The sequence below is a fragment of the Hamadaea tsunoensis DSM 44101 genome (assembly GCF_000428945.1).
In the GTDB taxonomy this organism is placed as follows: domain Bacteria; phylum Actinomycetota; class Actinomycetes; order Mycobacteriales; family Micromonosporaceae; genus Hamadaea; species Hamadaea tsunoensis.
Genome location: NZ_AUAX01000003.1, coordinates 15,095 through 39,678 on the forward strand (window position 1 = coordinate 15,095; position 24,584 = coordinate 39,678).

Genomic DNA, 24,584 nt, shown 5'->3' on the forward strand with positions numbered 1-24,584 from the left:
CGAGGCCGGTCGGCCGCACGCTGCGGGGACACCGCCCGGGGAGACGCAGCCCTCACCGCCGCCCCGCCCGGGCCGTGCGCTTGCGGCCGCCGGCGCGGGGCCGGATCGCGGCCGTGCGGGCCGGTTCGGCCAGCCCGAGCACCACCGGCGTACGCCGGTCGTCCTGGCCGAACGGGTTGCCCTTCGCGAGCGCCACCGCGGCCGCCGGGTCCCCGGGTCCGGCGAAGCCGACGAGGCGTACGCCCTCCCCGTCGGCGCCGACGACCGCGCAGCCGGCCAGCCGGGCGAACTGGTCGCCGGTGAGCACCTTGGCCAGGGTCGCGAACAGCTCGGCGGCCGCCTCGTCACCGCGCCGGGGACCGGTCACCACGCTGACGTCGGCCGGCGCGGTCGCCTCGCGGCGGGGCGGGCGTACCGCGCGCATCGCGGGGGTGGTCAGCCGCAGGGCCGGACCGTGCAGGCCGAGGCGTTCACAGAGGGCGACGGCGAGCGTCCGCACCGCTCCACCGTGGTCGATCAGCGCCTGCTCGGCCCAGGCGTCCCGGCCGATCCCGCCTTCGGCGGCCCGCAATCGGGCCGACAGCCGGGCCAGGGCCCGCGGCCGGATCTCCCACACCCCGCGTACGCCGCCCTGGGCGACCGCGACGGCCTTGGCGGCGACGAGCACGTACCAGGCGACCGGGCTGGCCACCGCCTCGGCGACGTACCACGCGAGCTTCTCCGCCAACGGGTCGCCGGGGCGCAGCACATCGGTACGCAACGGCACCCGCCGCCAGTCCGTCCCGTCGATCTCGACGCGCGCGACGGGTACGGGCGGCGGGACCGGGGCGGCGGCGTACCGGCGCAGCCAGCGGCCCAGCACCAGCCGGCGGTAGAGAACGTCGGCCAGGCCCTCGCGACCGGCGTGGAACGCGGCCAGTTCGGCGATCGCGGGCGTGGCGTGCCCGGCCGGCTGATCGTGCAGCAGCGTGGCCGCCGCCTCGGTCGCGTTGCGGCGCAACACGTCCACAACCGGCCGGGTACGCGTACCGGAGCCGGGCCAGGGCTCGTCCGGGGCGAGGATCCGGGGGAACCGCAGCTCCACTCCGTAGCGGCTGCCGATACGGTCGGCCAGGCGGGCGAGGTGCGCGGCCGGTGGCGCGCCGTCGATCAGCGCGTCGATCTCACCGGCGCACCCGCGCGCGACCATCCATAAGCGATAGTCGTCCAGGCTCGGCATCGGCTCCCCCACGTCCGCCAGGAACGTGTCGAGGTCCAGGCCGACCGGCACGGGATCGGCGTAGACCGGCAGGTCCGCGAGGCCCAGTACGGCGTCCACCAGGTCAGCGGCGTCCGGGTCCGAGGCCGCGCGTACTCCCGCTCGGCCTGGAACGGACCGGCGGAGCGCGACGCGCGCGGAGACCGGGCGACGCGCGGGCGGCCGCGCCTGCATCTCCTCGATCTCGCCACCGCCGAGCCGGATCACCTGACCCGGGCGGACCCGGCGGATGGCGGCGAAGAAGGTCGCGTCGGTCTCGTCGCACTCGCCGGTGGCGATGAAGGCCGCCACCACCGCCGGGTCCGGATCGGCCGGCACCCCCGCCATGAGCAGCGCCTCCGGCTCGGAGGCCACCATCGTGCCGCGCGCCGTCCGCGCGAAGTAGAGCGACGGCCCGTCGCCGTTGCAGGCCAGCAGCAGCCCGCGCCCGTCGTGCACGATCACCGCGTAGGGTTCCGCGCCGCCCAGCAAGCCCGGCAGACCCTTTTCCCGGTACGCCGAGAGCAGTGCTCCGAGCTCGGCGAACCCGTCGACGACCGCTCGGACACCATCAACTTCGTGAATCATGGGGAGCGCCGCGCGGACCACGAGGGTGACCGCGCCGACCCGCTGACGGGCGACATCGGCGCCGCGTGGGGCGAGGGCATCTGCGAGGGCGTCGGCGGTGGGCTGCGGACAGTGGAGCGTTGCGGCGAGGCCGGCCATGCGCCCGATGCTATCGGCCCATGTCCGAATGGCCGGGCAAATGACCCTATGCGGTGAGCATTGTCGACAACTCGACAGGATCCGTCACCGGTCGCTCGCAGACGAACCCCCGGCACACGTACGCCGTCGGGCGCCCGTCGATCATCGGCCGCTGGGCCAGCAACGGCACGCCCGGCTTGTCCGGCTCGCCGACGACGATCACGGCACCGGGCGGCAGCCGCCGGATCGCGGTCGCCACCAGCTCGTCACCGGGATCGTCGGTCGCGATGGCCACCTCGACCGGCCCACCGGCCAGCGCCTCGGCGGCCGACGCGGCGTACCCGGCGAACCGCGGGTGCTGTTCGATCACGGCACCGACGGTCGCCAGCACGGCCTCGGCCCGTTCGCGGTACCCGGGCTCCCCGCTCAACGCCGCGTACGCGACCATCGCCTGCGCGTACGCGGACAGCCCGCTCGGCGTGGCGTTGTCGGTCGGGTCCGCCGGCCGGGTGACCAGCCGCTGCGCGTCGGAAGCGGTGTCGAACACCCGCCCGTCCTCGGTGAACAGCTCGGTCGCGGTGTCGAGCAGCACCTTCGCCTTCGCCATCCACTCCGGATCGCCGGTCAGCTGATGCACCGCCAGGTACGCCTCCGCCAAGCAGCCGTAGTCCTCCAGCACCCCGCGCGGCTCGCCCACCCGGCCGTCCCGCGACACCCGGCGCAGCCGCCCGTCGACGAAGTGCACGAGATCGAGCAGGTGCGCGGCGCGTACCGGCGCGACGACGTCGGGCCCGGTCAACCCGTGCGGCCCGCCGAGCGCCCCTTCGAGCTGCACGTACTCGCACATCGCGGTGATCGCCAGCGCGTTCCACGCCGTCACCACCTTGTCGTCCAGCCCCGGCTGCGGCCGGTCCGCGCGGGCCAGGGACAGCCTCCTGCGTACGCTCAGCCAGCGGGCCTTGACCTCGGGCGCCGCATCGTCGATGTCCCGGGCCAGCGTGAGGACGGTCTGCCGCTCCTCGAAGTTGCCGTCCTCGGTCACCCCGAACAGGTCCGCCGCGAACGCCGCGTCCTCGTCGCCCAGGGTGGTGATCAGCTGCGAGGGCGTCCACACGTAGGTGAGCCCCTCGACCCCTTCGCTGTCGGCGTCGTACGCCGACGCGAACCCGCCCTCGCCCGTCATCATGTCGTTGACCAGGTACGCGTACGTCTCCCCCGCGATCCGGCCGGCCAGCGCGTCGCCGGTCAGCCGCCACAGCTGGGTGTAGACCCGCAACAGCAAAGCGTTGTCGTACAACATCTTCTCGAAGTGCGGCACGACCCACTGACCATCCACGGTGTACCGGTGGAAGCCGCCGTCGACCTGGTCGTACAGTCCGCCACGGGCCATCCGCTCGGCCGTGTGGCGTACCGCCTCGAGGACCGCGCCATCCCCCGTACGCTGGTAGTTCCTCAGCATGAACAGCATCGCGAGATGCGGCGGGAACTTCGGGCCGCCGGCGCCGAACCCGCCGAACTCCTCGTCGTGCAGGCCCACCAGCCGATCGGCCGCCGCGTCCAACTGCTCCTTCGTCACCGGAGCCCGCCCGGCCGGGGCCGGCGGCGCGATCGCCTCGACGACGGCCGCACCCTGGCTGACAATCGCCTCCCGCTGCTCGGCCCACGCGGTGCCGACCGCGTCCAGCAGCTTGCCGAACTGCTGCGGCGGGAAGTACGTCCCGCACAGGAACGGCTCGCCCTCCGGGGTCGCGAAGACGGTCATCGGCCAGCCGCCCTGCCCGGTCATCGCCTGCGTCGCGGCCATGTAGACGGCGTCGACGTCGGGATGCTCCTCGCGATCGACCTTCACGGGGAGGAAGGCGTTGTTGAGCTTCGCGGCGATGACGTCGTCCTCGAAGGATTCGTGCGCCATGACATGGCACCAATGGCAGGCGGCGTAGCCGACGGAGATCAGCAGCGGCACGTCGCGGCGCTTCGCCTCGGCGAGGGCTTCGTCTCCCCAGGGCCACCAGTCGACCGGGTTCGTGGCGTGCTGCAGGAGATAGGGCGAGGTCGCGCTGCCAAGCCGGTTCATACCTCCACCTTTCCACACACCGGACCCGCCACGACGGCCGACCGGTTCGCCGCCCGCCGGATGGTCGGCGGACTCGTCGTCGTCGGCCTGGGGCCGGGCACTGTTCATCTTCGTCGTCGAGCGTGCTTGCCGTGACCGAGCCAACCGTGCATTCGCGGCGCACCGTTCTCCAGGGTGCCGCGCTCACCGCAGCCGCCGTCGTGGGAGCCACCACGCTGCGGGCCTTCGACGCCGCGGCCGCGGCCGCACCCGCCAGCCGGGGCATTTTCGGATACGGGGTGGCCAGCGGCGACCCCACCGCCGACTCCATCGTGATCTGGACGCGGGCCACGCCACCCCGGCGCCGCCCCGGCGATCCGGTCGCCGTACCCGGCAGCGGGCTCGGCAAACCCGTCGAGGTCGAGTGGGAACTGGCCCGCGACCGCGCGTTCCAGGCCGTCGTGCGGCGCGGCCGCGTGCGTACGAGCGCGGCTTCCGATCACACCGTCAAGATCGATGTCGGCGGGCTGCACCCCTACACCCGGTATTACTACCGGTTCCGGGCCGAGGGCGAGACCAGCCCGGTCGGGCGTACGCAGACGTCGCCGGACGAGGCGCATCGCGTACACGCGCTGCGGTTCGGGCTGGTGTCGTGCAGCAACTACACCGGCGGCTACTTCGGCGCGTACGCGGCTCTCGGCGACCGTGACGACCTGGACTTCGTGCTGCACGTCGGCGATTACATCTACGAGTACGGCAACGGCGCCGACCGCTACGGCCCGGCCGCCCTCATCGGCACCCGTGACGCCGAGCCGCCGACGGAGACGATCGACCTCGCCGGATACCGGCTGCGGCACGCGCTGCACAAGGCCGACGCGGATCTCGCCCACGCGCACCGGCGGCACCCGTGGATCACGATCTTCGACGATCACGAGGTCGCCAACAACGCCTGGGCGACCGGCGCAGAGAACCACACGCCGGGCACCGAGGGCGAGTTCGACGCCCGCCGGCGCGCCGCGTACCAGGCGTATCTGGAGTGGATGCCGTTCCGGCTGCCCGACCAGCACACCGTGCCGCACCAGGGCACCCGGTTCTTCAAGCGGTTCACCTTCGGCCCGCTGGGCGATCTGTCGGTCCTCGAGACCCGTCAGAACCGCAGCCGGCAGATCGACGTGCCCGGCTTCACCACCAGCGGCGGCGGGTTCATCCCGGTCGGTGTTCCGGCGGTCGACGCCGCGCTCGCCGACCCCAGCCGTCACCTGCCGGAGCCGGAGCAGCTCGCCTGGCTGCAGGACAACGTGTCCGACCACCATCGGCAGTGGCACCTCGTCGGCAATCAGGTGATGATGACCCCCGTACGCTGGCCGGGCGCGGCGCTCGGCGTACCGGGGAACCTGACGCTGCTGAACTCCGATCAGTGGGACGGCTACCAGGCCGACCAGAACGCCCTGCTCGGGCATTTCGCGTCCCGGCCCGCGCGCAGCGGCGACGTCGTCGTGCTGACCGGTGACATCCATTCGTCCTGGGCGGCCGACCTGCCCGCCGATCGGGGCCCGGGTGGATACGAGCCGGCCGGTGTCGAGTTCGTCTGCCCGTCCGTCACCAGCGACGGCTTCTTCGAACTCGTCCGGGCGTCGCTGCCCGCCGGTACGCCGACAGCCGTCGCTCTCGCCGCCACGGCCAGGGTGACGGGCGCCGTCGCCGCCACGAATCCGTGGGTTCGCTACCTCGACGGCGTCGGCCACGGGTACGCGTTGATCGACGTCACTCCGGAGCGCGTACAGGCGGATTTCTTTCTGACGCCGACGCCGACGGACAGCCTGCCGGACCCGCGGGTGGCTGCCGGCGTGCGCCCGGTCTACGCCCGCGGCTTCCAGACGATCGCCGGCAGCCGGCGGGTCAGCGCGGCCGATACGCCGATCGGCCCCCGGTCGGACCACCCGGCGCGGGAGCACGGCCGGCACTGAGCATCGCTCGGACGGTGGTGGCCCTGGCACGCGATGTGCCGGGGCCACCGTTCGTTTTCGCCGCCGACGGCCGCTCGGGCGCAGCGGGGAATCTCGATCCCTCGGAGCGCTTGACGAGAGTTAGTGATAAGGCTAAATTCTTGACTCAAAGAAAGTTAGGAAACTTTCTTTACAATCCTTCCGCCGCCCCGGAAGGACCCCGCACCCCCGCAGTCCCATCCGCCCGTATCGGAGGACAGCAATGTCTTGGTCACCCCCGAAACGCCTCCTCGCCGCGGCCGCCGCCGTCGGTCTCGCCACCGCCGGCTGGCTCGTCGGCACCGCCGCGCCGGCCTCCGCGGCGGCGAACCCCGGCCCCGGCTTCCCCGCCCATTACGCCGCACCGTACGTCGAGATGTGGCTCTCCCCCAGCACGATGGTCAACGCCATGAACGCGACGGGGAACAAGTACTACACGCTCGCATTCGTGATCAGCAACGGCTCCTGCACCCCGCTGCTCAACGGGGACACGCCGATCAACGACGCCGGTTGGACCAGCGCGATCAACACGATCCGCGCCGCGGGCGGTGACGTCATCGCGTCGTTCGGCGGCGCGTCCGGCACCGAACTCGGCGTCGCCTGTACGTCGGTGGCTTCGCTGCAGGCCGCGTACAAGAGCGTGATCGACCAGCTCAACCTGAACCGGGTCGACTTCGACATCGAAGGCGCGCCCCTCGACAACACGGCCGCCAACGACCGCCGCAACCAGGCGCTGGCGAACCTGCAGTCGCAGTACGCCGCCGCCGGCAAGACACTGGCCGTCGACTACACCCTGCCGGTGCTGCCGTCCGGCCTGCTCAGTGACTCGCTGAGCCTGCTCAACAACGCGAAGAGCCACAACCTGAACGTCAATCTCGTCAACATCATGACGATGGACTACGGGTACGCGACCGACATGGGCCAGGCCGCCATCAACGCGGCGAATGCCCTGCACAGCCAGCTCGGCTCGATCTGGACCACGAAGACGTCCGCGCAGCTGTGGGCGATGGAGGGCAACACCCCGATGATCGGTGTCAACGACACCACCAGCGAGGTGTTCACCACCGGCAACGCGTCCACACTGGAGAGTTTCGCCGCGTCCAACGGCATCCAGCAGCTGTCGTTCTGGTCGCTCGGCCGGGACAACCAGGGCTCCAGCGGCACTTCGCAGAGCACCTACCAGTTCACGAACACGTTCAAGGCCATCACCGGCGGTACCACCGGCGGGGGCGGCGGAGGCGGTGGCGGCGGTACGCCGATCCACGGCTACGGCGGCAAGTGCGTCGACGTCTCGGGGGCCAGCTCCGCCAACGGGACCGCGATCCAGCTGTGGACCTGCAACGGCACGACCGCCCAGAACTGGACCCACACCGGCAACACGTTCCAGGCGCTCGGCAAGTGCATGGACGTGACCGCGGCCGGCACCGCCAACGGCACCAAGGTGCAGCTGTACGACTGCAACGGCACCGCGGCGCAGGCGTGGACCGTGGGCGCCAACAACAGCCTGGTGAACACGGGCTCCGGCAAGTGCCTGGACGCCACCGGACCCAGCTCCGCCGACGGTACGCGACTGCAGATCTGGACCTGCGGGGGCTCGGCCAACCAGAGCTGGACGCTGTCCTGACGATCAGTAGGTGAAGAGGAACGCGGCCGGGCGGATCAGCCCGGCCGCGTTCACCGTGTTCCCGCGAGGATCGAACGGGCTGAGGCGGGCCGATCGCGCTCAGGCTTCCGACCGGCGGCCGCTTCCGGCGAGGAGATCGTGCACCCCGGCCAGGTAGCCCTCCGGAGTCGTGTCCGAGACGAGCAGGCGCTGGACGATGAACCCTTGCAGCAGCCCGAACATGGCCGCGCCCACCTGCTCCGGGACCGCCTCCGGCGACAGGTTCCCCGCCGCCTGCCAGCGCCGGGCGACCTCCGCGCAGTGCCCCCGCAGCCGCCGGTACGCGACGTCGACCTGAGCCGCGAGTGCGGGCTGGCGCAGCGCCTCGGACCAGACCTGCAGCGCGATCCGGGTGAGGTCGACGCCGCCGGCCGAGTCGATGATCGTCCGGTTCATGATGCCGCCGGCCATCTGCGCGACGGCCTCCTCCGGCGACGGGGCGGCGCCGTCGGCGAGCAGGTCGCCGAGCCATTCGTCGACCGCAGCCAACCACCACTCCGCGGCGGCGACGATGATCTCGTCCTTGCTGCGGAAGTACCGGTAGACGGCGCCCGCCGACAGTCCTGCCTCGGCGATGATCGCGGCCATCGAGGTCGCGTGGAAGCCGTCCCGGGCGAAACAGCGGGCGGCCGCGCGGAGGATCTCGGCCCGGCGCTGGACCAGGTACTCGTCGGTGACGCGAGGCATGTCACCACAATAAAGCGAACGTTCGTTCTTGACGAGCCTGGGCACGCTTCCTAGGCTGAAAAACGAATGACCGTTCTTCTTTAGGAGGCCGCGATGACCGCGGACACGGCGACCGGCACGGCCACGACGGCCCTGCCCGACCGGGCCGAACCGAACTCTCCCTGGTCACGGGTTGCCGCTACCGCGGCGCTGCTCACCGTGATCATTTCCGCGTTGCTGACCGCGTTCGCCTGGCCGGCGGCCCGCTCGTCGGTGCACGGCGTACCGATCGTGGTTGCCGGGCCGCCGGCCGCGGTCGCCCAGGTCACGGCCGCCCTTGACCAGCATCAGCCCGGCGCCTTCACGGTGACGGCCGTCGCGGACACGGCCGCCGCCGAGAGCTCGGTACTGCACCGGGAGGCGTACGGGGCGATCGATCTGAGCTCCGGGCGGCCTCAGGTCATCGTCGCGTCGGCGGCCGGGCCGGTGGTGGCTCAGGCGCTGCAGGGGGTCGCCGCGGGACTCGCCCAACCGGCCCAGTCCACCGTCGGCGTACGCGACCTCGTCCCGCTCCCGTCCGGCGACCCCCGCGGTGCCGGGCTGGCCGCCGGGGCGCTCCCGCTCGTCCTCGGCGGCATGATCGCGGCCGTCCTGTTCACCGTCCGCGTACGCGGAACCGGCCGCCGGGTCGCCGGAGCCGTCGCGTACGCGGTGGCCGGCGGGTTGGCGATGGCGGCGATCCTCCAGTTCTGGCTGGGGTCGATCAGCGGGAACTATGCCGCCAACGCGGGCGTGATGGCGTTGTCCCTGGCCGCGACCTCGCTGACCGTGCTGGGACTCGAATCGCTGCTCGGTACGGCCGGTTTCGCGCTCGGCGGCCTGGCGATCTTCCTGCTCGGCAATCCGCTGTCGGGCGCCACGAGCGCGCCGGAGATGCTGCCGGGCTGGTCCGGGGAGGTCGGCCGATTCCTGCCCCCGGGTGCGGCGGTCACGCTGCTGCGCTCGGTCGCCTTCTTCCACGGCCACGCCGTCGCCCAGCCCATCGCGGTGCTCGCGGGCTGGCTCGCCCTCGGCGTCGTCCTCTGCCTGCTGGGCGGCCTGCGTACCCGCCGGCTCACCCGCTGACCCACCCCCAAGATCCCGATTGGATCAGGTTTTCGCACGTAATCTTGGCCCAAGATTCGGGTGATTTCCCTGATCCAAGCGGGATCTTGAAGCGCGAACCGCGGGGCAGCGGTCATCGGCGTACCGCGCGGACGATCGCGTCGTGGAGGGTCACCGTCCGCCCTTCACCATCCGTGTACGCGCGCCCCGGGTTGGACGCCTCGATCTCCCAGTCCGCCGGGTCGAGGGTGCCCGCCATGCGCTCGGCCGGGTACATCAGGGCGGCCAGGTGCGCCGGCCGGTCGAACGCCTCCACATCGGACGGATGGTGGCCGACGATCAGGAGGGTGCCGCCGGGGCGTACCGCGGCGGCGAGCTTGCGGTGCAACGTCTGCAGGTCCTCCCACGGCAGGTGCATGAACTGCGCGGACACCAGGTCGTACGCCTCCCGCTCGGGCGTCCAGGCGAGGACGTCGGCCTGCCGCCACGTGATCCGGGCGGCGACCTCGGGACCGGCCTGGGTGGCGGCGACATCGGCGGCCCGGTCGAGGGCGACCTGGGAGATGTCGACCCCGGTCACCTTCCAGCCGCGGCCGGCCAGCCAGATCGCGTCCGCGCCCTCCCCCGCGCCGACGTCGAGCGCGTCGCCGGGCGGCAGGGCCTCGACCGTGGCGACGAGGCGTGGGTTCGGGTTGCCACTCCAGACCGAGTCGGCCGAGCCGTACCGGTCGTCCCAATATTCCGCGGTGAACATCGTCGCCAGATCGTGGTCGTGCCCGTCCTGGGGACCGTGGCCGTGCTGGTGGTGCTGGTGCGAAGTCATGCGTCCACGATGACCCGGCCGACGCGTACCGGCGAAGAAGTTTGCCGAAGCGGCAAACCGCAAGCCGGCGGCTGGGTCAGCCCCAGGTCTGGGGCGCGGGCTGGCGGGTCGTCGCGTTGAGCCGGTTGAAGAAGTTGGTCGTGGCGACCCACAGCACGAGGGCCGCGAGCTGCTTCTCGTCGTAGTGCCGCGCGGCCTCGTCCCAGACGGCGTCCGGGACCGGGTCGGTGCGGTCGGCCAGGCGGGTCGCGCACTCGGCGAGCGCGAGCGCGGCGCGCTCGGCGTCGGTGAAGTACGTGGACTCCCGCCAGGCCGCGACGGCGAACAGGCGCTCGTCGGTCTCGCCGTTCTTCTTCGCGCTGCGCGCGCCGGAGTCGACGCACGCGCTGCAGCCGTTGATCTGGCTGGCCCGCAGGTGCACGAGCTCAAGCGTCCCCTGGGGTACGCCGCCCGAGTGCGCCGCCTTGTAGAGCAGGTTGATCGCCGGGGTCGCGTCGAGTACGCCGGCCGGGTTGTTCATACGTGCCTGCATTTCTGTTTTCCTCCACACAGCGGGGTTGATCTGTCATCTGGCTGACGGACCCCGCCCTGCCGATGTGACCGGCCGTGGCTCAGCTCACATTCGCCCTCGCCACCCATTGCTCGTACGCGTATACTCGTCTACGAATAATCGGTAGAAGGAGGCGACGAGGTGCCGAAACGCAGGAAGGTGACCAACCTGCTCGGCCTCGCCGTGCTGTCGACGGTGCTGTTCCAGCCCATGCACCCGTACGAGATGGCGGCGGTCATGCGCGAGCGTGGCAAGGACCGCGACATGAACGTCAAATGGGGTTCGCTCTACACGGTCGTCCAGAACCTGGAGAAACACGGGTTCCTGGAGGTCGTGCACAGCGATCGGCAGGGCGCCCGGCCGGAGCGGACGGTCTACCGGATCACCGAGGCCGGGCGGCAGGAAATGGTCGACTGGGTCAGCGAGCTGCTCGCCTCGACCGAGGAGGAGCAGCCCCGGTTCCGGGCGGGCCTGTCGATCATGGGAGTCGTCGGGCCCCGCGAAGCGACCCGGCTGCTCGGCCTGCGCGTGGCGGCGCTGGAGAAGCAGCTCGCCGCGGAACGTGCTGAGTTGACCGCGCTGCGCGAGCGCATGCACCCGTTCTTCCTGATGGAGGCCGACTACGGGCTGACCCTGCGCGAGGCCGACCTCGGCTGGGTACGCGAACTGCACCGGCAGCTCGCCGACGAAACCCTGCCCGGCCTGGACCTCTGGCACCGCTTCTACGACACCGGCGTACTGCCGCCGGAACTGGTGCCGCCGGCCGACGGCGGATGACCGGAACGTCCCGGTGGCAGTGCGGCAACACCGCCACCGGGACTCGACTCACCACACGGGTGGTACCCCGGGCGGCAAGCGGCAGCTCCAGGATATCCGGGGACCACCCTCCATCCGATGGAGGAAGACCATGAGCAGTCCCGGCACCAAGCGCCTGCCCGTACCGACCATGGAAGGCGCGACCGCCCGCTGGTACGCCCGCAACCGCGGCTCCGCGCCGCAACGGGCGGCGTACCGGACGCAGGCGGCCGCGTTCGCCCGCCGGATCCCCGAAGGCGCCGAGATCCTCGAGATCGCACCCGGTCCCGGCTACTTCGCCGTCGAGCTGGCGCACCTCGGATTCCCGGTCACCGGGCTCGACATCAGCACGTCGTTCGTCCGGATCGCCTCGGCGTACGCGCGCTCGGAAGGGGTCGCCGTGGACTTCCGGCACGGCGACGCGGCCGCGCTGCCGTTCCCGGACCGGGCCTTCGACGTCGTCGTCTGCCAGGCCGCGTTCAAGAACTTCCAGGAGCCCGTACGCGCGCTCGACGAGATGCACCGGGTGCTGCGGCCGGGCGGGACCGCGTACATCCATGACATGAACCACGACATCACGGCGGCGGACATCGCGGCCGAGGTGGCGCCGATGGGTCTGTCCACACGGGATGCCTGGTTCACGCGGATCGCGCTGCGCGGGCTGCGGCGCCGGGCGTTCACGGCGGACCGGTTCCGGGGGCTGGCCCAGGCGTCCCGGTTCGGCTCGTGCGAGGTCGACGCGGAGGGCATCGGCCTGGAGGTCCGCCTGCGCCGTCCCTAGTGGACGATCGGCCGCCGGGACCTGGTCTCGGCGGCCGCCAAGTTTTAGCCGGCCCCCAAGTTTTAGCCGGATTCGAATCAGTTCGGCCGGGCGCCGGCGTAGGCCAGACTCAGGGGCATGACGTTTCGCGCATTGCATCACGCCGACACCCCGCTCGTCCTCGTGAACGCCTGGGACGTGGCCAGCGCCCGGGTCGTGGAGGACGCCGGCGCCCCCGCCGTCGCCACCACCTCCGCCGGCGTCGCCTGGAGCCTCGGCGCGCCCGACGGCGACCGGCTCACCCGCGACCTCGCCGTCGAGCACGTGCGGCGGATCGTGGCCGCGGTACGCGTACCGGTCACGGCCGACATCGAGAGCGGCTTCGGCGACACCCCGGAAGAGGTGGGCGAGACGGTCCGGGCGATCGTCGCGGCCGGCGCCGTCGGCATCAACCTGGAGGACTCCGTACGCGACGGCGGCCCCACCGCGCTGCGGGACGTGCCCGGCCAGGTGGACCGGATCGCCGCGGCCCGGGCCGCCGACCCCGACGTGTACATCAACGCCCGCGTGGACCCGTTCCTGCGCGGCGGCGGCTTCGACGACGCCGTACGCCGGGCGGCCGCGTACCTGGCGGCGGGGGCGGACGGGATCTTCGTGCCCGGCGTGGCCGACCTGACCACGATCGCGGCCCTGGTCAAGGAGATCCCGGCCCCGCTGAACATCCTCGTCGGACCGGGATCGCCGAGCGTCGCCGAGCTGGCCTCGGTCGGCGTACACCGGGTCAGCCTCGGTTCCGCGGTCGCCGAAGCCGCGTACGCGGTGGCCGCCCGGGCCGCCCGGGAGGCGTACACGTCCGGGACCTACCAGGCCGTCTCGGCGGCGCTCGACTACGACGCCCTGAACTCTTTGTTCGAGTAGCTCTTGTTCGAGTAGCTCTTTGTTCGAGTGGCTACAGTGTCGGCATGCTGGTCGTGACATCCAATGAGGTTCCCGGATACGAGATCCGCGCCGTCTACGGCGAGGTCTTCGGGCTGACCGTCCGCTCGCTGCGCTTCGGGGCCAGCTTCACCGCCGGCTTCCGCTCGATCGGCGGCGGTGAGGTCCCCGAGATGACGAAGCTGGTGGCGCAGAGCCGCAACGAGGCGATGGGCCGGATGCTCGCCGAGGCGCACAACCGCGGGGCGAACGCCGTCGTGGCCATGCGGTTCGACACCGGCGAGATCATGCAGCAGTGGACCGAGGTGTGCGCGTACGGCACGGCGGTCTGGGTCGCCCCGGTCACCGACGACGCCAAGAAGCAGTACGACTACCTGGTCAGCGCCGGTCAGATGCCGCACCAGCAGGCTTATCGGACCTACGTTCAGCAGTGACGGCTACACCACGACGCGCATCGCGGGCGGCGGCGGTTCGGGCAGGCTCCGGAGCGCCGCCGTGATCTCCTCCTCCGGCATCGGCCGGAAGAAGTGGAAGCCCTGCGCGGCCGTGCAGCCGAGTTCGGTCAGCGTACGCCGCTGCTCGTTGGTCTCGACGCCCTCGGCGACGATGCGCAGGCCGAGCTGGCGGCCGAGGTCCACGGTGGTCCGCACGATCGCGGCGGCCTGCGGCGAGTCGCCCATGGCCCGCACGAAGCTGCGGTCCACCTTGACCTCGTCGACCGCGATCCGGGTGAGGAACGTCAGCGACGAGTAGCCGGTGCCGAAGTCGTCGACCGACAGCTGTACGCCCATCACCCGCAGATCGCCGAGGACCTCGTCGATGACCCGCAGGTCGCTCATGACGACGGTCTCGGTGATCTCCAGAACCAGCCGCTGCGGCGGTACGCCGTGCTTGTCCAGCAGCTTCTGGATGTCGCCCGGCAGTTCGGAGTCGAGCAGGTTGCGGGCCGACAGGTTGACCGAGACCGGCACGTCGACGCCCTCGGCACGCCACTGCGCGGCCGCGCCGAGCGCCTTGTCGATGACGTAGCGGGTGAACGGCGCGAGCAGATCGCTGGCCTCGACGGCGCGGACGAAGTCCTTGGGGTGCAGCCGTCCCCGGCGCGGATGTTCCCAGCGGGCGAGCGCCTCCACGCCGGTCGGCGCGCCGGTGTGCAGGTCGACGGCCGGCTGCAGGGCGAGTACGAGCTGGTCGTCCACCCGCAGCGCGGTACGCATCTCCGCCACGAGCGCGAGCCGGTCGGTGCTGGCCCCGTCCTGGGTCGGGTCGTACGCGACGACCGACGAGCGGCCGTCCTTGGCCTGGTAGAGCGCCACGTCGGCGCGGCGCAGCAGCTCCGGCATGTCGACCCGGCCGGAGGTCGCGACGACGACGCCGATCGAGGTCTCGGCCGAGACGGTGACCCCGGCGATCTCGGTCGGCTCGGCGAGGGCGGCCGCGATACGCCGGGCGCGCCGCACCGCCTGCCGCTGAGCCTGGCGCAGGGCCGGCTCGGTGCCGTCCTCGGGCAGGTCGAACAGGAGCAGGCCGAACTCGTCGCCGCCGAGGCGGGCCAGTAGCTCCACATCGGACACGAGGTCGCCCAGCCGGCCCGCCGCCACCTGGAGCAGCTGGTCGCCGGCGACGTGGCCGAGAGCGTTGTTGACTTCCTTGAAGTTGTCGACGTCGAGCAGCAGCAGCGCGACCGCGGCACCGCGGCCCAGCCCGCGCAGCGTCTCGTCACCCCGGTGCAGCAGCGCTTCCCGGTTGAACAGCTTGGTCAGCGGGTCGCGGACGGCCTCGTCGACGGCCCGCTCCGTGGCCGTCCGCAGGGCCGCGTGGGTGGCCGCGTCGTGCAGGGCGACCCCGAGCGCGTCCGCGTACGCGGCCAGGGCGGCCCGGTCGCGCGAGCGCAGGCCGGTCGTCCCGGCGAAGTGGAGGGTCAAGGTGCCGACGGGGCCACCGGCCACCTCCAGCGGCCGGCTGACCGAGGCCGTCACACCCCCGTGATGTACGCCGGCCGTGTGGCGGGTCGTCGGGCCGTCCGGGTTCAGCAGCTCGACCACGACTTCCGTCGCCCGGAACAGGGTCAGCGCGCTGCGGGCACCCGCGTTGGCGATGCCGGGCAGGTCCCCGTGCCGGCGCAGCGCCCGGATCGCCTCGGCGTACCGGTGCCAGCCCTGGCGCTCCTGGGAGTCGAGCAGCCGGTGCGTGTACGTCTGCTGCAGCAGCCACAGCACCGGGGGCAACGCGATCAGCCAGTGCCACTCGTGCACCAGCAGGGCGACGATCAGCAGGCCGATCAGCAGGTTGCCGAGGGTCATCATCCAGATGCTGGCCAGCGCCCGGCGGATCAGCGGGCCGAACCGGGTGCCGTCGCGCAGCATCACGTAGACGCACGCGATCACCACGGTCAGCAGCGAGTAGCCGAGCGCGGCGCCGGCGAGGACCGCACCGCCGACGGGCGTGAAGTGAGTGGTGTCGGCCAGCAGCAGATGGGCCGCGACGGCGGCGGGCGCGGCCGCGAGGGCCAGGCTCGCGCTGCGCCGGAGCACCTCGACCGCCGGCCGGCCCTCCTCGGAGAACGCGGCCAGCACGAAGTTCGCCAGCAGGACACCGCTCAAGGTCGCGGCGGGCAGCCAGCCGTCGCGTCCGATCCAGACGGCCACGATGACGGCCGCGTCGCCCCAGGCGGTGGCGAACGTGGCGGCGCCGATGCGAACACGCAGACGGCCGAGGTGGCTGACGAAGATCAGGCCGACCACGATGCCGAACCGCGCCCAGTCGTCGATCGGTGACAGGACGAGCCCGCCGACGGACGCGACGAGGGCCGCCACGAGCATCGACCCGATGAAGGTACGCGCCCGGCGCGGAAGTTCGGGGGCGCCGGAGGACACGTAGAGCCGGCGGACGGCGTCGCCCGCCTGGTCCCAGCCGCTGCGCAAACCTTGGGCAGCCTGACGGAGCAGGTCGTTCATCAGGCCACCGCACCCCCTCACTGTGGGTCCCCGGCTGAACCTCCGCTGACGCGAATCCCGGTGGAAGGCTACGGCTTAATTGGTGTGGGCGACAGTCTCCGTGCGCCAAAAAGCGGAATTGTGGAAGATTCTCACCGCGCGTCGGAGTCGTCCATCGGCACGTCGGAGCCGCTGTCACGGCCCGGCAAGGCCCCGACGTCCGTCGATGTGGCCTGCCCCGTGGGCGCCTCACCGTCGAAGGAGGACGGCAGCCTCTTGATCCGCTTTCCCATGTTGCGGATCAAGAGAACCGTCGCCGCGCCGAGCACGATGATGAGGAGCAGACCCATCGGCCCGGCGAGGCCGCCCGATCGGGTGTCCCCGAAGTTGTTGTCGGCGATCACTCTCGTGGTGAGCGCGGCCGCGCCGAGCTGGTGAAGCATGGTCCGATCCTCCTCAGACGCCGGCGGTCTGCGCGACCCCGGCGAACAGGTCGTCCTCCGGGACGGAGCTGTCCACCAACGATCGCACGAGCTGGTAGTCCTCGGTCGGCCAGCCCTTGCGCCGCAGCTCCAGCGGCGCGCGGAAGAAGAAGCCGTCCGGGTCGATCTGGGTCGCGTGGGCCCGCAGCGCCTCGTCACGGATCACGAAGTACTCGTCGCAGACGACCTGGGTGGTGATCCGGTCGCTGTTGTCGCGCCCCTCGTCGGCGCCCCACTTCTCGAGCATCTCCGCGTAGGGGCTCTCGATGCCGGCGGCCAGGCACGCCTCGTGCATCGCCACGAACTGCCGCCGCGTGAAGCTCACGTGGTAGTACAGCTTCAGCGGCTGCCAGGGCTCGCCCTCTTCGGGGTAGCGGTCGGGGTCCGGGGCGGCCTCGAAGGCCGCGACGCTCACCCGGTGGCACTGGATGTGGTCGGGGTGCGGGTAGCCGCCGTTCTCGTCGTAGGTGATCACGACATGCGGGCGGAACTCACGCATGACGGCCACCAGCGGACGAGCCGCCTCCTCGACGTCCACCAGGGCGAAGCAGCCCTCCGGCAGCTTCGAGGTGTCGGCCGGGTCGTAATCCTCCACGTAACCCGAGTCGACGAAGCCCAGCCAGGCCTGCCCGACCCCGAGGATCTCGCGGGCGCGCTCCATCTCGGCCCGCCGGATCTCGGAGATGTTCTCCAGGATGGCCGGGTCGCCCTGCAACTTCGGGTTGAGCACGTCGCCACGCTCGCCGCCGGTGCAGGTGACGACCAGCACCTCGACGCCCTCCCGCGCGTAGCGGGCCATGGTCGCCGCGCCCTTGCTCGACTCGTCGTCGGGGTGTGCGTGCACGGCCATGAGCCTGAGCTGCTCAGTCACGACGTCTCCTCCGTGAGGTGGAATGCGATGATGGGTCCTGCGACGGGGCAACGCCCGCCGCCGGCCATTCTTGCCTGGCCCACCGACAGTTCCGTGGGGAGGACCCGAAAACGTGACAAGCGAGCAGCAGCCAGTATTCCCGCCCGGCCGCTACGGGCGCCGCCGCACCGCCCGGCGTACGCCGCGGGGCGTGCTGACCGCCGGCGTCATCGTGCTGGTGGCGGTGTTCACATTCATCGGGTACACCCTCTACCGAGCGTACGGCGACCAGGACTACAGCGCCGAGGTGACCCGCTTCTCGACGGCCGACCGCTCCGTCGACGTCCAGTTCTTCGTGCGCCTGCCGGACGGCGGGCGGGCGGACTGCGTACTGCGCGCCCGGGGATCGGACGGGCTGGAGGTCGGCCGGGCCACCGTCGCCGTGACCGCCGGCTCCGAACCGGCGCACACGGTGGTCGAATACCGGCTGGCCACGACCGCCCGACCGGTCACCGGCGAGATCGTCGCCTGCACGCCGGCCGCCACCTCGGCCGATTCCGGCTCGCGCGGATAATCCAGCTTCTTGGCGTACGCTGTTAAGTTTGAACTTCCGCCCATCTCTACCCAAGGAGCCCGCCGTGCCATCGACCGAGTCCACCACCTGGCTGTCTCAGGAGGCGTTCGACCGGCTGCAGGGTGAGCTTGACGAGCTGATCGCGGCCCGTCCGGCAGTCGCAGCCGAGATCAACGCCCGCCGCGAGGAGGGCGACCTGCGGGAGAACGGCGGTTACCACGCCGCCCGCGAGGAGCAGGGCAAGCAGGAGGGGCGCATCCGCTACCTGCAGGAGTTCCTGCGTACCGCGGTGGTGGGCGACGCTCCCTCGGCCGACACGGTCGCCCCGGGCATGGTCGTGACGATCCAGTTCGACGACGACCCGGACGACACCGAGACGTTCCTGCTGGGCTCCCGGGAGATCGCCGCGACCACCGAGCTGACGGTCTACAGCCCCGAGTCCGCGCTGGGCGCCGCGATCCTGCACGCGCGGCCCGGCCAGACGGTGAGCTACACCGCACCGAGCGGGGCCAAGATCACTGTCACGGTCGTGAAATTCGAGCCGTTCGCCGGATAGGCGGCATTTCAGGGGCCTTGGGGAGATGCATACCGGCCCTTCGGCCCATTGAGGACGTCCTGAACTCCTGGAAGGCTTGCGCCGCTCGCTGTGACCGCGAGCCTTCCACGGAGGGGAATTCCTCGTATGTCTGAAACCCTCGAGCCGGCGGCCGTCGACCGTCGCCGTCTCATCCGCCGGGCCGGAACCGTCGCCGCGGGCCTGGGTGCCGCAGGCGTGGCCACGGCCGTCGCCGCGACCCCGGCCAGCGCCGCGAGCGGTGATGCCGTGCTGCTGGGCAAGGCGGACAACGACTCGGGCACGGCCACGACCGGGATCACCAGCTCGAACACCACCGGCACGCTCGCCCTGGAAAACAAGGTCGGCGCGGCGCCGCTCGTGCTGCCGCCGAAGGACTGGAACTCGGGCACCTACCCGGACGGCTCGCTGGGCTTCACCCCGGACGGCCCGCTCCAGTACTCGTTCTCGATCGACACCGGCTCGGGCATCGCGCACAACAACATCGCGTACGTCTACGACACCAGCTGGGCGTCGATGCCGATCGCGCTGAGCACCCCGGTACGCGTCCTGGACACCCGCAAGAGCAGCGCCGTCCTCGACTTCGTGCTGAACCCGAGCGTCCTGGACACGCAGGGCCGTCTGAAGAGCGGCGCCACGCTGCAGCTGGACCTCAGCTCGCTGGCGTACCTGGCGCTGGGCGTGTTCGGCAACCTGGCCGCGATCACCCCGGACCGCGCCGGCTGGCTGAAGCTCTTCGCGCTGGACACTCCCGAGCCCGCGACCTCCAACGTGAACTTCGCCGCCAACCAGTACGCGTCGAACTCGTTCTTCGTCGGCGCCGGCTTCCGGACGGACACGCACGGCGTACCGACGGTCACCACCGGCCTGTCGATCAAGGCGCTCGGCAACACGCACGTCATCCTGGACGTCTTCGGGTTCAGCGTCGCGCAGTCGAACGACGTCGCGGAGCTGAACAGCGTGAAGGGTGCGGCGAAGCTGGCCAAGGAGCAGGCGGTCACCCGCGCCCAGGTCCGCGCGAACAACAAGCACCCGTTCCACTGATCGGCGCCCGCCGACCGCGAGCACGACAAGAACACGCAAAGGAGCCGGGATCCGTCCCGGCTCCTTTCGCGTACCCGGGCGGGTCAGGTCAGGTCGCGGCAGGGGATCGTGACGCGCCAGCCCGACGGGTGCGTCTTCACCGACACCTCCCCGCCGCCCGTCTCCGGTACGCCGACCGGCGCCACCTTCGACAGGTCGACCGGCAGCCGCCCGCCGTCCGAGTGATCGCAGGCCATCCGCGCCTCGGCGACGACGACCGCCCAGGACCGGGCCGCGGAGCGGTGGTTGGGCACGAACCAGTTGAGCGCCGACACGACCGCCAGGATCAGCGCCAGTACGCCGGCCGGCGCCAGCGCGAGCGGATCGGGCCGGGGCGCCAGCAGGGCCGCCAAGGCGGCGATGAGCAGCAGACCGGGCGCGTACAGGTAGCGGTCGGCGGTCGCGCCTAAGGTCATGAGTTCCGCCGAGGCGAGCACGACGCTCGTGGTGGCCGCCGCGATGGCGAGTTGCCACCGGGGCTTCGTCAGGCGTACGAGGGCGGCCGCGAGCGCCAGGGCGAGGATCGTCAGCGATGCGATCCCGTAGCCCCACGGGGACCGCTGCGCTTCCCACCGTTCGCCGAAGAGCGTGTGCGGTACGAGCCAGCGGGCGTACTCCCCGAGGGCCCAGACGGGATTCGGCCGCAGCGTGCCGCCGGCGCCACCGGCCAGCGCGAACGTGACGAACTGGAGCACCGCTCCGACGGCCAGGTAGCCGGCCAGGAGGATGCCGTGCACGTCCCGCCGCACGGCGATCCGCAGTGCGGCCAGCGGGAGCAGCAGCAGCGCGTACGGCGTGGTGAGGGCGGTGCCGGCGACGACGAGTCCCGCCGCGATCCGCGGCCCGATCCGGACCGGCGACCACAGCAGCAGCCAGAACGTCGCGTACAGGAGAGGGAATTGCAGGGTGGCCAGGTTGTCGATGACGGAGCCGCTGTCAGGGCCGAAGCGGCCCTGCCCGATCGGCGCGAGCACCAGCGGTGCCGCCACCAGTACGCGTGACAGCCGCCACGAGAGGTGAGCACTGCTCGCGACGTAGACGAGCAGCGCGAGGGCGCTCGTGACGAGGGCGGCGAGCGTGCTCGCCACGGCGGCCGCCCACTCGACCGGAAAGAGGGTGGCGACCTCGGCCAGCAGCCGCGGGACGAGCGGGAGGAAGCCGCCGACGGGCGTGGTGAGGGCGGCGGCCGGGGAGCGCGTGAGCGCGTCGGAGAGGTAGACGCTGGCGTCCTGCGCCCAGATCGAGTCCCACGCGCCGTGCCCGTTGACGCGCAGCAGGCTGGCGGCGGCCCCGCCAAGCACCAGCAGTACGCCGGCCGGCCAGTGCCACGCGTGCGGTACGGCAGCCGGGGTGTCCGGGAAGAGCGGCGCGATCCAGTCCCGTGGCGAGCGGCCCTCGGTGGCTGGCCTGACCTGCGGAAAATGCGTTGCGGAGGCTGTGCTCATCACGCCCTCATCGTTGAGATCGACGCATCACCCCCGGTCGATCACCCGGCCGAGGCAGATGATGGTAGACCGCCACGGCGCGGGCGGGCACCGGCTCAGAGGACGACCAGGTACCCGGCCGACCGCAGGGCGCCGAGCAGCCGATCGGAGTGTTCCGATCCCCGGGTCTCCACCGAGAAAGCCACGGAGACCTCGCCCAGCCGCAGGTTGGCGTCGTGCCGCTGGTGGGCGACGTCCACGACGTTCGCGCGGTGCTCGGCGATCAGGGAGAGCAGCGTGGCGAGCTGTCCCGGCCGGTCGTCGCAGCGCACCGTGAACCGCAGGAACCGGCCGGCCAGCGCCAGTCCGTGCTCGATCACCCGCATGAGCAGCAGCGGGTCGATGTTGCCGCCGGACAGGATGGCGACCGCCGGCGTCTCGACCTCGGCCGCCCCGCTCAGCAGCGCCGCCACGCCGACCCCGCCCGCCGGCTCCACCACCAGCTTGCAGCGTTCGAGCAGCATCAGCAGGGCGCGCGAGATCTCCTCGTCGGTCACCGTGACGACGTCGTCCACCAGCTTGCTGACATGCGCGTACGTGATGTCGCCCGGGCGCAGGACCGCGATGCCGTCGGCGATCGTGGCCAGCGTGTCCAGCCTGATCGGCTGCCCGGCCCGCAGGGACAGCGGGAACGCCGCCGCACCGGCCGCCTGTACGCCGACGATGCGTACCTCCGGGCGCAGGGCCTTGACCGCGACCGCGACGCCGGAGATGAGCCCGCCGCCGCCGATGCCGGTGATGATCGTCTTGACGTCCGGGACCTGTTCGAGGATCTCCAGGCCGACCGTGCCCTGGCCGGCGATCACGTCCGGGTGGTCGAACGGATGGATGAAGATCGCCCCGGTACGCTCCGCGAACTCCTGCGCGGCGACCAGCGCCTCGTCGACGGTGGCCCCTTCCAGCTGGATGTGCGCCCCGTAGCCCTTGGTCGCGGAGACCTTCGGCAGCGGCGCGTTGATCGGCATGAACACGGTCGACTGCGCGCCGCACGCGGTGGCCGCGAGGGCGACGCCCTGGGCGTGGTTGCCGGCGCTGGCCGCCACGACGCCGCGGGCGCGCTCCTCGGGGGTGAGCCGGTAGATCCGCGTGTACGCCCCCCGCACCTTGTACGCGCCGGCCCGCTGGAGGTTCTCGCACTTCAGCCACACCGGGCCGGAGAGCTTGGCGGTCAACGGCCGGCAGGGTTCGATCGGCGTGGTCCGGACAACGCCGGTCAGCAGCTTCCGCGCGGCTTCGATGTCTTCGAGGCTGATCAGCGTCACGGCTTGATCGTCCCACCCTTCGGGAGACCGGGGACAGCGGCCTCCGGCGTACCGGGCGATTCGCGACTTATGATCCGATTCGTGATGACTTTCGTCAAGGCACTGCACGTCCTCAGCGCCGTCATGCTGATCGGCCCGCTGATGAGCGCGCCCTTCGTGGGCCGCCGGGCCATCGCCCGGCGCAGCGCCGACGGGGTCCGCGCCGCCGCGAACCAGATGAGCTTCTACGGCCTCGGCTCGATCCTGACCGCCCTGCTCGGCGTACTCACGGTGTCGGCGAGCGGCGGGAAGGTGAAGTTCGGCGACCCGTGGGTGATCATCTCCAGCACCCTCTACGTCGTCGCGCTCGGACTCGTCTTCTTCTACGCGGTGCCCGCGTTACGCAAGGCCGCGAACATGGTCGCCGAGGGCGTCCTGGAGGCCACCCCCGACACGGCCGCGCTCACCGCCACCGGCGGCGACCTCCAGCTCAAGGAGCGGCTCGACGCGATCACCGGCCGCGTCTACGGCGCCGGGATCGTCGTCCTGCTGGCCTTCGCGCTCATCACGCTCTTGATGACCATCAGGCCATTTTGACCGTACGCGGAAAGCCCGGTGCGTGCCGCCGCCACGGCTGCTGCATCTCGAACTGGCCGGCCACGGCGAGCAGGACGAGTTCGCTGCCCGGCGGCCCGACGAGCTGAACGGCGAGCGGCATGCCGTCGGCGCGTACGCCCACGGGGACGGTCAGGGCCGGGAAACCCGAGATGTTCCACGGGGCGGCGAACGGCGCGTACTTCATGTTGGCGCGCACGTTGCTCAGCCAGGACCGGCTCGACCACTCGGCCGCCCGCAACGGCGTACGGGCCAGGGCCGGCGTGAGCAGGATGTCGTAGGGGCCGTCGTTGAAGAACCCCTCGCACCGGGCCCGGAAGTTGATCCGGTCGGCTTCGCGTACGTAGCCGCGCTGGAGCGCCCAGCGGCCGACCTTGAGGTGGCGCTGCGTACGCCGCTGCAATGTGGACAGGTCCAGGCCGGCCGCCTCGGCGTCGCGCCAGGCGGCCCCGAACCAGGTGGCCAGGCCACGAAGGCCGAGGTTGAACGGGTAGCCCGGATCGGCCGACACCGTGTCGTGCCCGGCGTCCACCAGCAGTTTCGTCGCGATCGAGACCGCATTCTTGGCATCGTCGTCGGCGCTCGAACCGGCCACCGGCGACAGCAGCGAGATCGCGGCCCGCAGGCGCGGCGGGTGCTCCAGCTTCCCCGGCGTACGCCCGGCGAGCACGTGGAAGCCGACGGCCGCGTCGGCGACGGTCGTCGCGAAGACGCCGTTCTCGGTCAGCCCGAACCAGGAGTCCAGGCCGATCTGGGACGGCACGACCCCGCGCCCGGGCTTGAGCCCGATGAGTCCGCAGCAGGCGGCGGGGATGCGTACGGAGCCCATGCCGTCGTTGCCGTGCGCGATCGGCACGAGCCCGGCCGCGACGGCGGCGGCGGAGCCGCCCGACGATCCGCCCGGCGTACGGTCGAGGTTCCAGGGATTGCGCGTGATGCCGGACGCGTCGTCGGTGGTCCCCCACAGGCCCAGCTCGGGCATGCGCGTGACGCCGACGATGATCGCGCCGGCGCCGCGCAGGCGGCGGACGACCTCGTGGTCGGATTCGGCCACAGTGGACCGGGCCGCGGCCGAGCCGTTCCATGTGGGCAGGCCCGCGACGGCGGTGTTCTCCTTGACCGCCACCGGTACGCCGGCCAGCGGGAGATGCCCGAGATCCGGCTGATCGTCGACCTTCGCCGCCTCCAGGGTGGCCTCGGTCTCGCGCAGCGCCCGGAAGGCGCCGATCTGCCCGTCCTGGGAATGGATGTAGTCCAGATGATCGGCGACGACCTGGGTCGCGGAGATGTCGCCCCGCCGCACGGCGCGGGCTATCTGCTTCCCGGTCGCCCCCACCCAGGTCTCCGACATGGACCCACTCCTCCCCAGCAGTGCGTTGGACCACTGTACCCGCGGTGGGCCGCCGGAGACGGCGAGCGCCCCGCGCCAACTTCGGCCCGGGGCGCAACGCTCGTGCATGGACGGTGG

The 24,584-nt window shown here is 71.7% G+C and carries 22 protein-coding genes; 11 read left to right on the forward strand and 11 right to left on the reverse strand.

Features of this window, described 5'->3' with window-relative positions; genetic code table 11:
- Window positions 1–52 precede the first annotated feature (52 nt).
- Together G401_RS0105130 and G401_RS0105135 are read right to left on the reverse strand one after the other, a co-directional pair.
- Complete coding sequence (locus G401_RS0105130) at window positions 53–1,963, reverse strand: hypothetical protein (RefSeq protein ID WP_027341650.1); 1,911 nt, start codon at window positions 1,961–1,963, stop codon at window positions 53–55.
- 46 nt (window positions 1,964–2,009) lie between these two features.
- A complete protein-coding gene (locus G401_RS0105135; protein ID WP_027341651.1) occupies window positions 2,010–4,016 on the reverse strand; it encodes a thioredoxin domain-containing protein in 2,007 nt (668 codons plus the stop codon).
- Between the two features lie 131 nt (window positions 4,017–4,147).
- On the opposite strand from G401_RS0105135, the gene G401_RS0105140 reads away from it, so the two are divergent.
- Both G401_RS0105140 and G401_RS57535 read left to right on the forward strand, forming a co-directional pair.
- Window positions 4,148–5,962 (forward strand): alkaline phosphatase D family protein, encoded by a 1,815-nt coding sequence (locus G401_RS0105140; RefSeq protein ID WP_027341652.1) that lies wholly within the window; start codon window positions 4,148–4,150, stop codon window positions 5,960–5,962.
- Between the two features lie 241 nt (window positions 5,963–6,203).
- The gene (locus G401_RS57535; protein ID WP_027341653.1) at window positions 6,204–7,604 is read left to right on the forward strand and encodes a chitinase; all 1,401 of its coding nucleotides are present in this window, start codon (window positions 6,204–6,206) and stop codon (window positions 7,602–7,604) included.
- Window positions 7,605–7,703: 99 nt separating this feature from the next.
- On the opposite strand, the gene G401_RS0105150 is transcribed toward G401_RS57535, so the two are convergent.
- A complete protein-coding gene (locus G401_RS0105150) occupies window positions 7,704–8,330 on the reverse strand; it encodes a TetR/AcrR family transcriptional regulator (RefSeq protein WP_027341654.1) in 627 nt (208 codons plus the stop codon).
- Window positions 8,331–8,423: 93 nt separating this feature from the next.
- Between G401_RS0105150 and G401_RS0105155 the strand changes: the two genes are divergently transcribed.
- Window positions 8,424–9,434 carry a hypothetical protein gene (locus tag G401_RS0105155; RefSeq protein ID WP_027341655.1) on the forward strand — a complete coding sequence of 337 codons (1,011 nt, stop codon included), beginning with the start codon at window positions 8,424–8,426 and terminating at the stop codon, window positions 9,432–9,434.
- Between the two features lie 112 nt (window positions 9,435–9,546).
- Here the strand turns inward: G401_RS0105155 and G401_RS0105160 are convergent, their stop codons facing one another.
- Complete coding sequence (locus G401_RS0105160; protein ID WP_084556839.1) at window positions 9,547–10,236, reverse strand: class I SAM-dependent methyltransferase; 690 nt, start codon at window positions 10,234–10,236, stop codon at window positions 9,547–9,549.
- A 76-nt stretch (window positions 10,237–10,312) separates the two neighbouring features.
- Entirely contained in the window at window positions 10,313–10,768 is a 456-nt protein-coding gene (locus G401_RS0105165; RefSeq protein ID WP_027341657.1) for a carboxymuconolactone decarboxylase family protein, read from the reverse strand.
- A 159-nt stretch (window positions 10,769–10,927) separates the two neighbouring features.
- Between G401_RS0105165 and G401_RS0105170 the strand changes: the two genes are divergently transcribed.
- The 4 genes from G401_RS0105170 to G401_RS0105185 all read left to right on the forward strand — a co-directional run bounded on the left by G401_RS0105170 (window position 10,928) and on the right by G401_RS0105185 (window position 13,711).
- Window positions 10,928–11,563 (forward strand): PadR family transcriptional regulator, encoded by a 636-nt coding sequence (locus G401_RS0105170; RefSeq protein WP_027341658.1) that lies wholly within the window; start codon window positions 10,928–10,930, stop codon window positions 11,561–11,563.
- Between the two features lie 130 nt (window positions 11,564–11,693).
- Window positions 11,694–12,362, forward strand: coding sequence for a class I SAM-dependent methyltransferase (locus G401_RS0105175; RefSeq protein WP_027341659.1), 669 nt, complete (start codon window positions 11,694–11,696; stop codon window positions 12,360–12,362).
- Between the two features lie 117 nt (window positions 12,363–12,479).
- Complete coding sequence (locus G401_RS0105180) at window positions 12,480–13,259, forward strand: isocitrate lyase/PEP mutase family protein (protein ID WP_027341660.1); 780 nt, start codon at window positions 12,480–12,482, stop codon at window positions 13,257–13,259.
- Between the two features lie 44 nt (window positions 13,260–13,303).
- Window positions 13,304–13,711, forward strand: coding sequence for a YbjQ family protein (locus tag G401_RS0105185; RefSeq protein ID WP_027341661.1), 408 nt, complete (start codon window positions 13,304–13,306; stop codon window positions 13,709–13,711).
- A 3-nt stretch (window positions 13,712–13,714) separates the two neighbouring features.
- On the opposite strand, the gene G401_RS43615 is transcribed toward G401_RS0105185, so the two are convergent.
- The 3 genes from G401_RS43615 to mca form a co-directional block, all read right to left on the reverse strand.
- A complete protein-coding gene (locus tag G401_RS43615) occupies window positions 13,715–16,099 on the reverse strand; it encodes a putative bifunctional diguanylate cyclase/phosphodiesterase (RefSeq protein WP_051366313.1) in 2,385 nt (794 codons plus the stop codon).
- 266 nt (window positions 16,100–16,365) lie between these two features.
- Complete coding sequence (locus G401_RS0105195) at window positions 16,366–16,656, reverse strand: hypothetical protein (RefSeq protein WP_051366178.1); 291 nt, start codon at window positions 16,654–16,656, stop codon at window positions 16,366–16,368.
- A 13-nt stretch (window positions 16,657–16,669) separates the two neighbouring features.
- Window positions 16,670–17,566 carry a mycothiol conjugate amidase Mca gene (mca, locus tag G401_RS0105200; protein ID WP_027341663.1) on the reverse strand — a complete coding sequence of 299 codons (897 nt, stop codon included), beginning with the start codon at window positions 17,564–17,566 and terminating at the stop codon, window positions 16,670–16,672.
- Window positions 17,567–17,678: 112 nt separating this feature from the next.
- On the opposite strand from mca, the gene G401_RS43620 reads away from it, so the two are divergent.
- From G401_RS43620 to G401_RS0105215, 3 genes are all read left to right on the forward strand, one after another.
- Complete coding sequence (locus tag G401_RS43620; protein ID WP_034590846.1) at window positions 17,679–18,119, forward strand: DUF4307 domain-containing protein; 441 nt, start codon at window positions 17,679–17,681, stop codon at window positions 18,117–18,119.
- 64 nt (window positions 18,120–18,183) lie between these two features.
- Window positions 18,184–18,675: a transcription elongation factor GreA gene (gene greA / locus G401_RS0105210; RefSeq protein ID WP_027341664.1), complete on the forward strand. Its 492-nt coding sequence runs from the start codon at window positions 18,184–18,186 to the stop codon at window positions 18,673–18,675.
- A gap of 126 nt (window positions 18,676–18,801) precedes the next feature.
- Window positions 18,802–19,737, forward strand: coding sequence for a hypothetical protein (locus tag G401_RS0105215; RefSeq protein WP_027341665.1), 936 nt, complete (start codon window positions 18,802–18,804; stop codon window positions 19,735–19,737).
- A gap of 83 nt (window positions 19,738–19,820) precedes the next feature.
- Here the strand turns inward: G401_RS0105215 and G401_RS0105220 are convergent, their stop codons facing one another.
- Both G401_RS0105220 and ilvA read right to left on the reverse strand, forming a co-directional pair.
- The gene (locus tag G401_RS0105220) at window positions 19,821–21,221 is read right to left on the reverse strand and encodes a hypothetical protein (protein ID WP_027341666.1); all 1,401 of its coding nucleotides are present in this window, start codon (window positions 21,219–21,221) and stop codon (window positions 19,821–19,823) included.
- A 95-nt stretch (window positions 21,222–21,316) separates the two neighbouring features.
- Complete coding sequence (ilvA, locus tag G401_RS0105225; RefSeq protein ID WP_027341667.1) at window positions 21,317–22,522, reverse strand: threonine ammonia-lyase; 1,206 nt, start codon at window positions 22,520–22,522, stop codon at window positions 21,317–21,319.
- Window positions 22,523–22,606: 84 nt separating this feature from the next.
- On the opposite strand from ilvA, the gene G401_RS52390 reads away from it, so the two are divergent.
- Window positions 22,607–23,098 carry a DUF2269 family protein gene (locus G401_RS52390; protein WP_245601643.1) on the forward strand — a complete coding sequence of 164 codons (492 nt, stop codon included), beginning with the start codon at window positions 22,607–22,609 and terminating at the stop codon, window positions 23,096–23,098.
- Here the strand turns inward: G401_RS52390 and G401_RS0105235 are convergent.
- Window positions 23,085–24,467, reverse strand: coding sequence for an amidase (locus G401_RS0105235; RefSeq protein ID WP_027341669.1), 1,383 nt, complete (start codon window positions 24,465–24,467; stop codon window positions 23,085–23,087). The genes G401_RS52390 and G401_RS0105235 overlap by 14 nt on opposite strands.
- Between the last annotated feature and the right edge of the window lie 117 nt (window positions 24,468–24,584).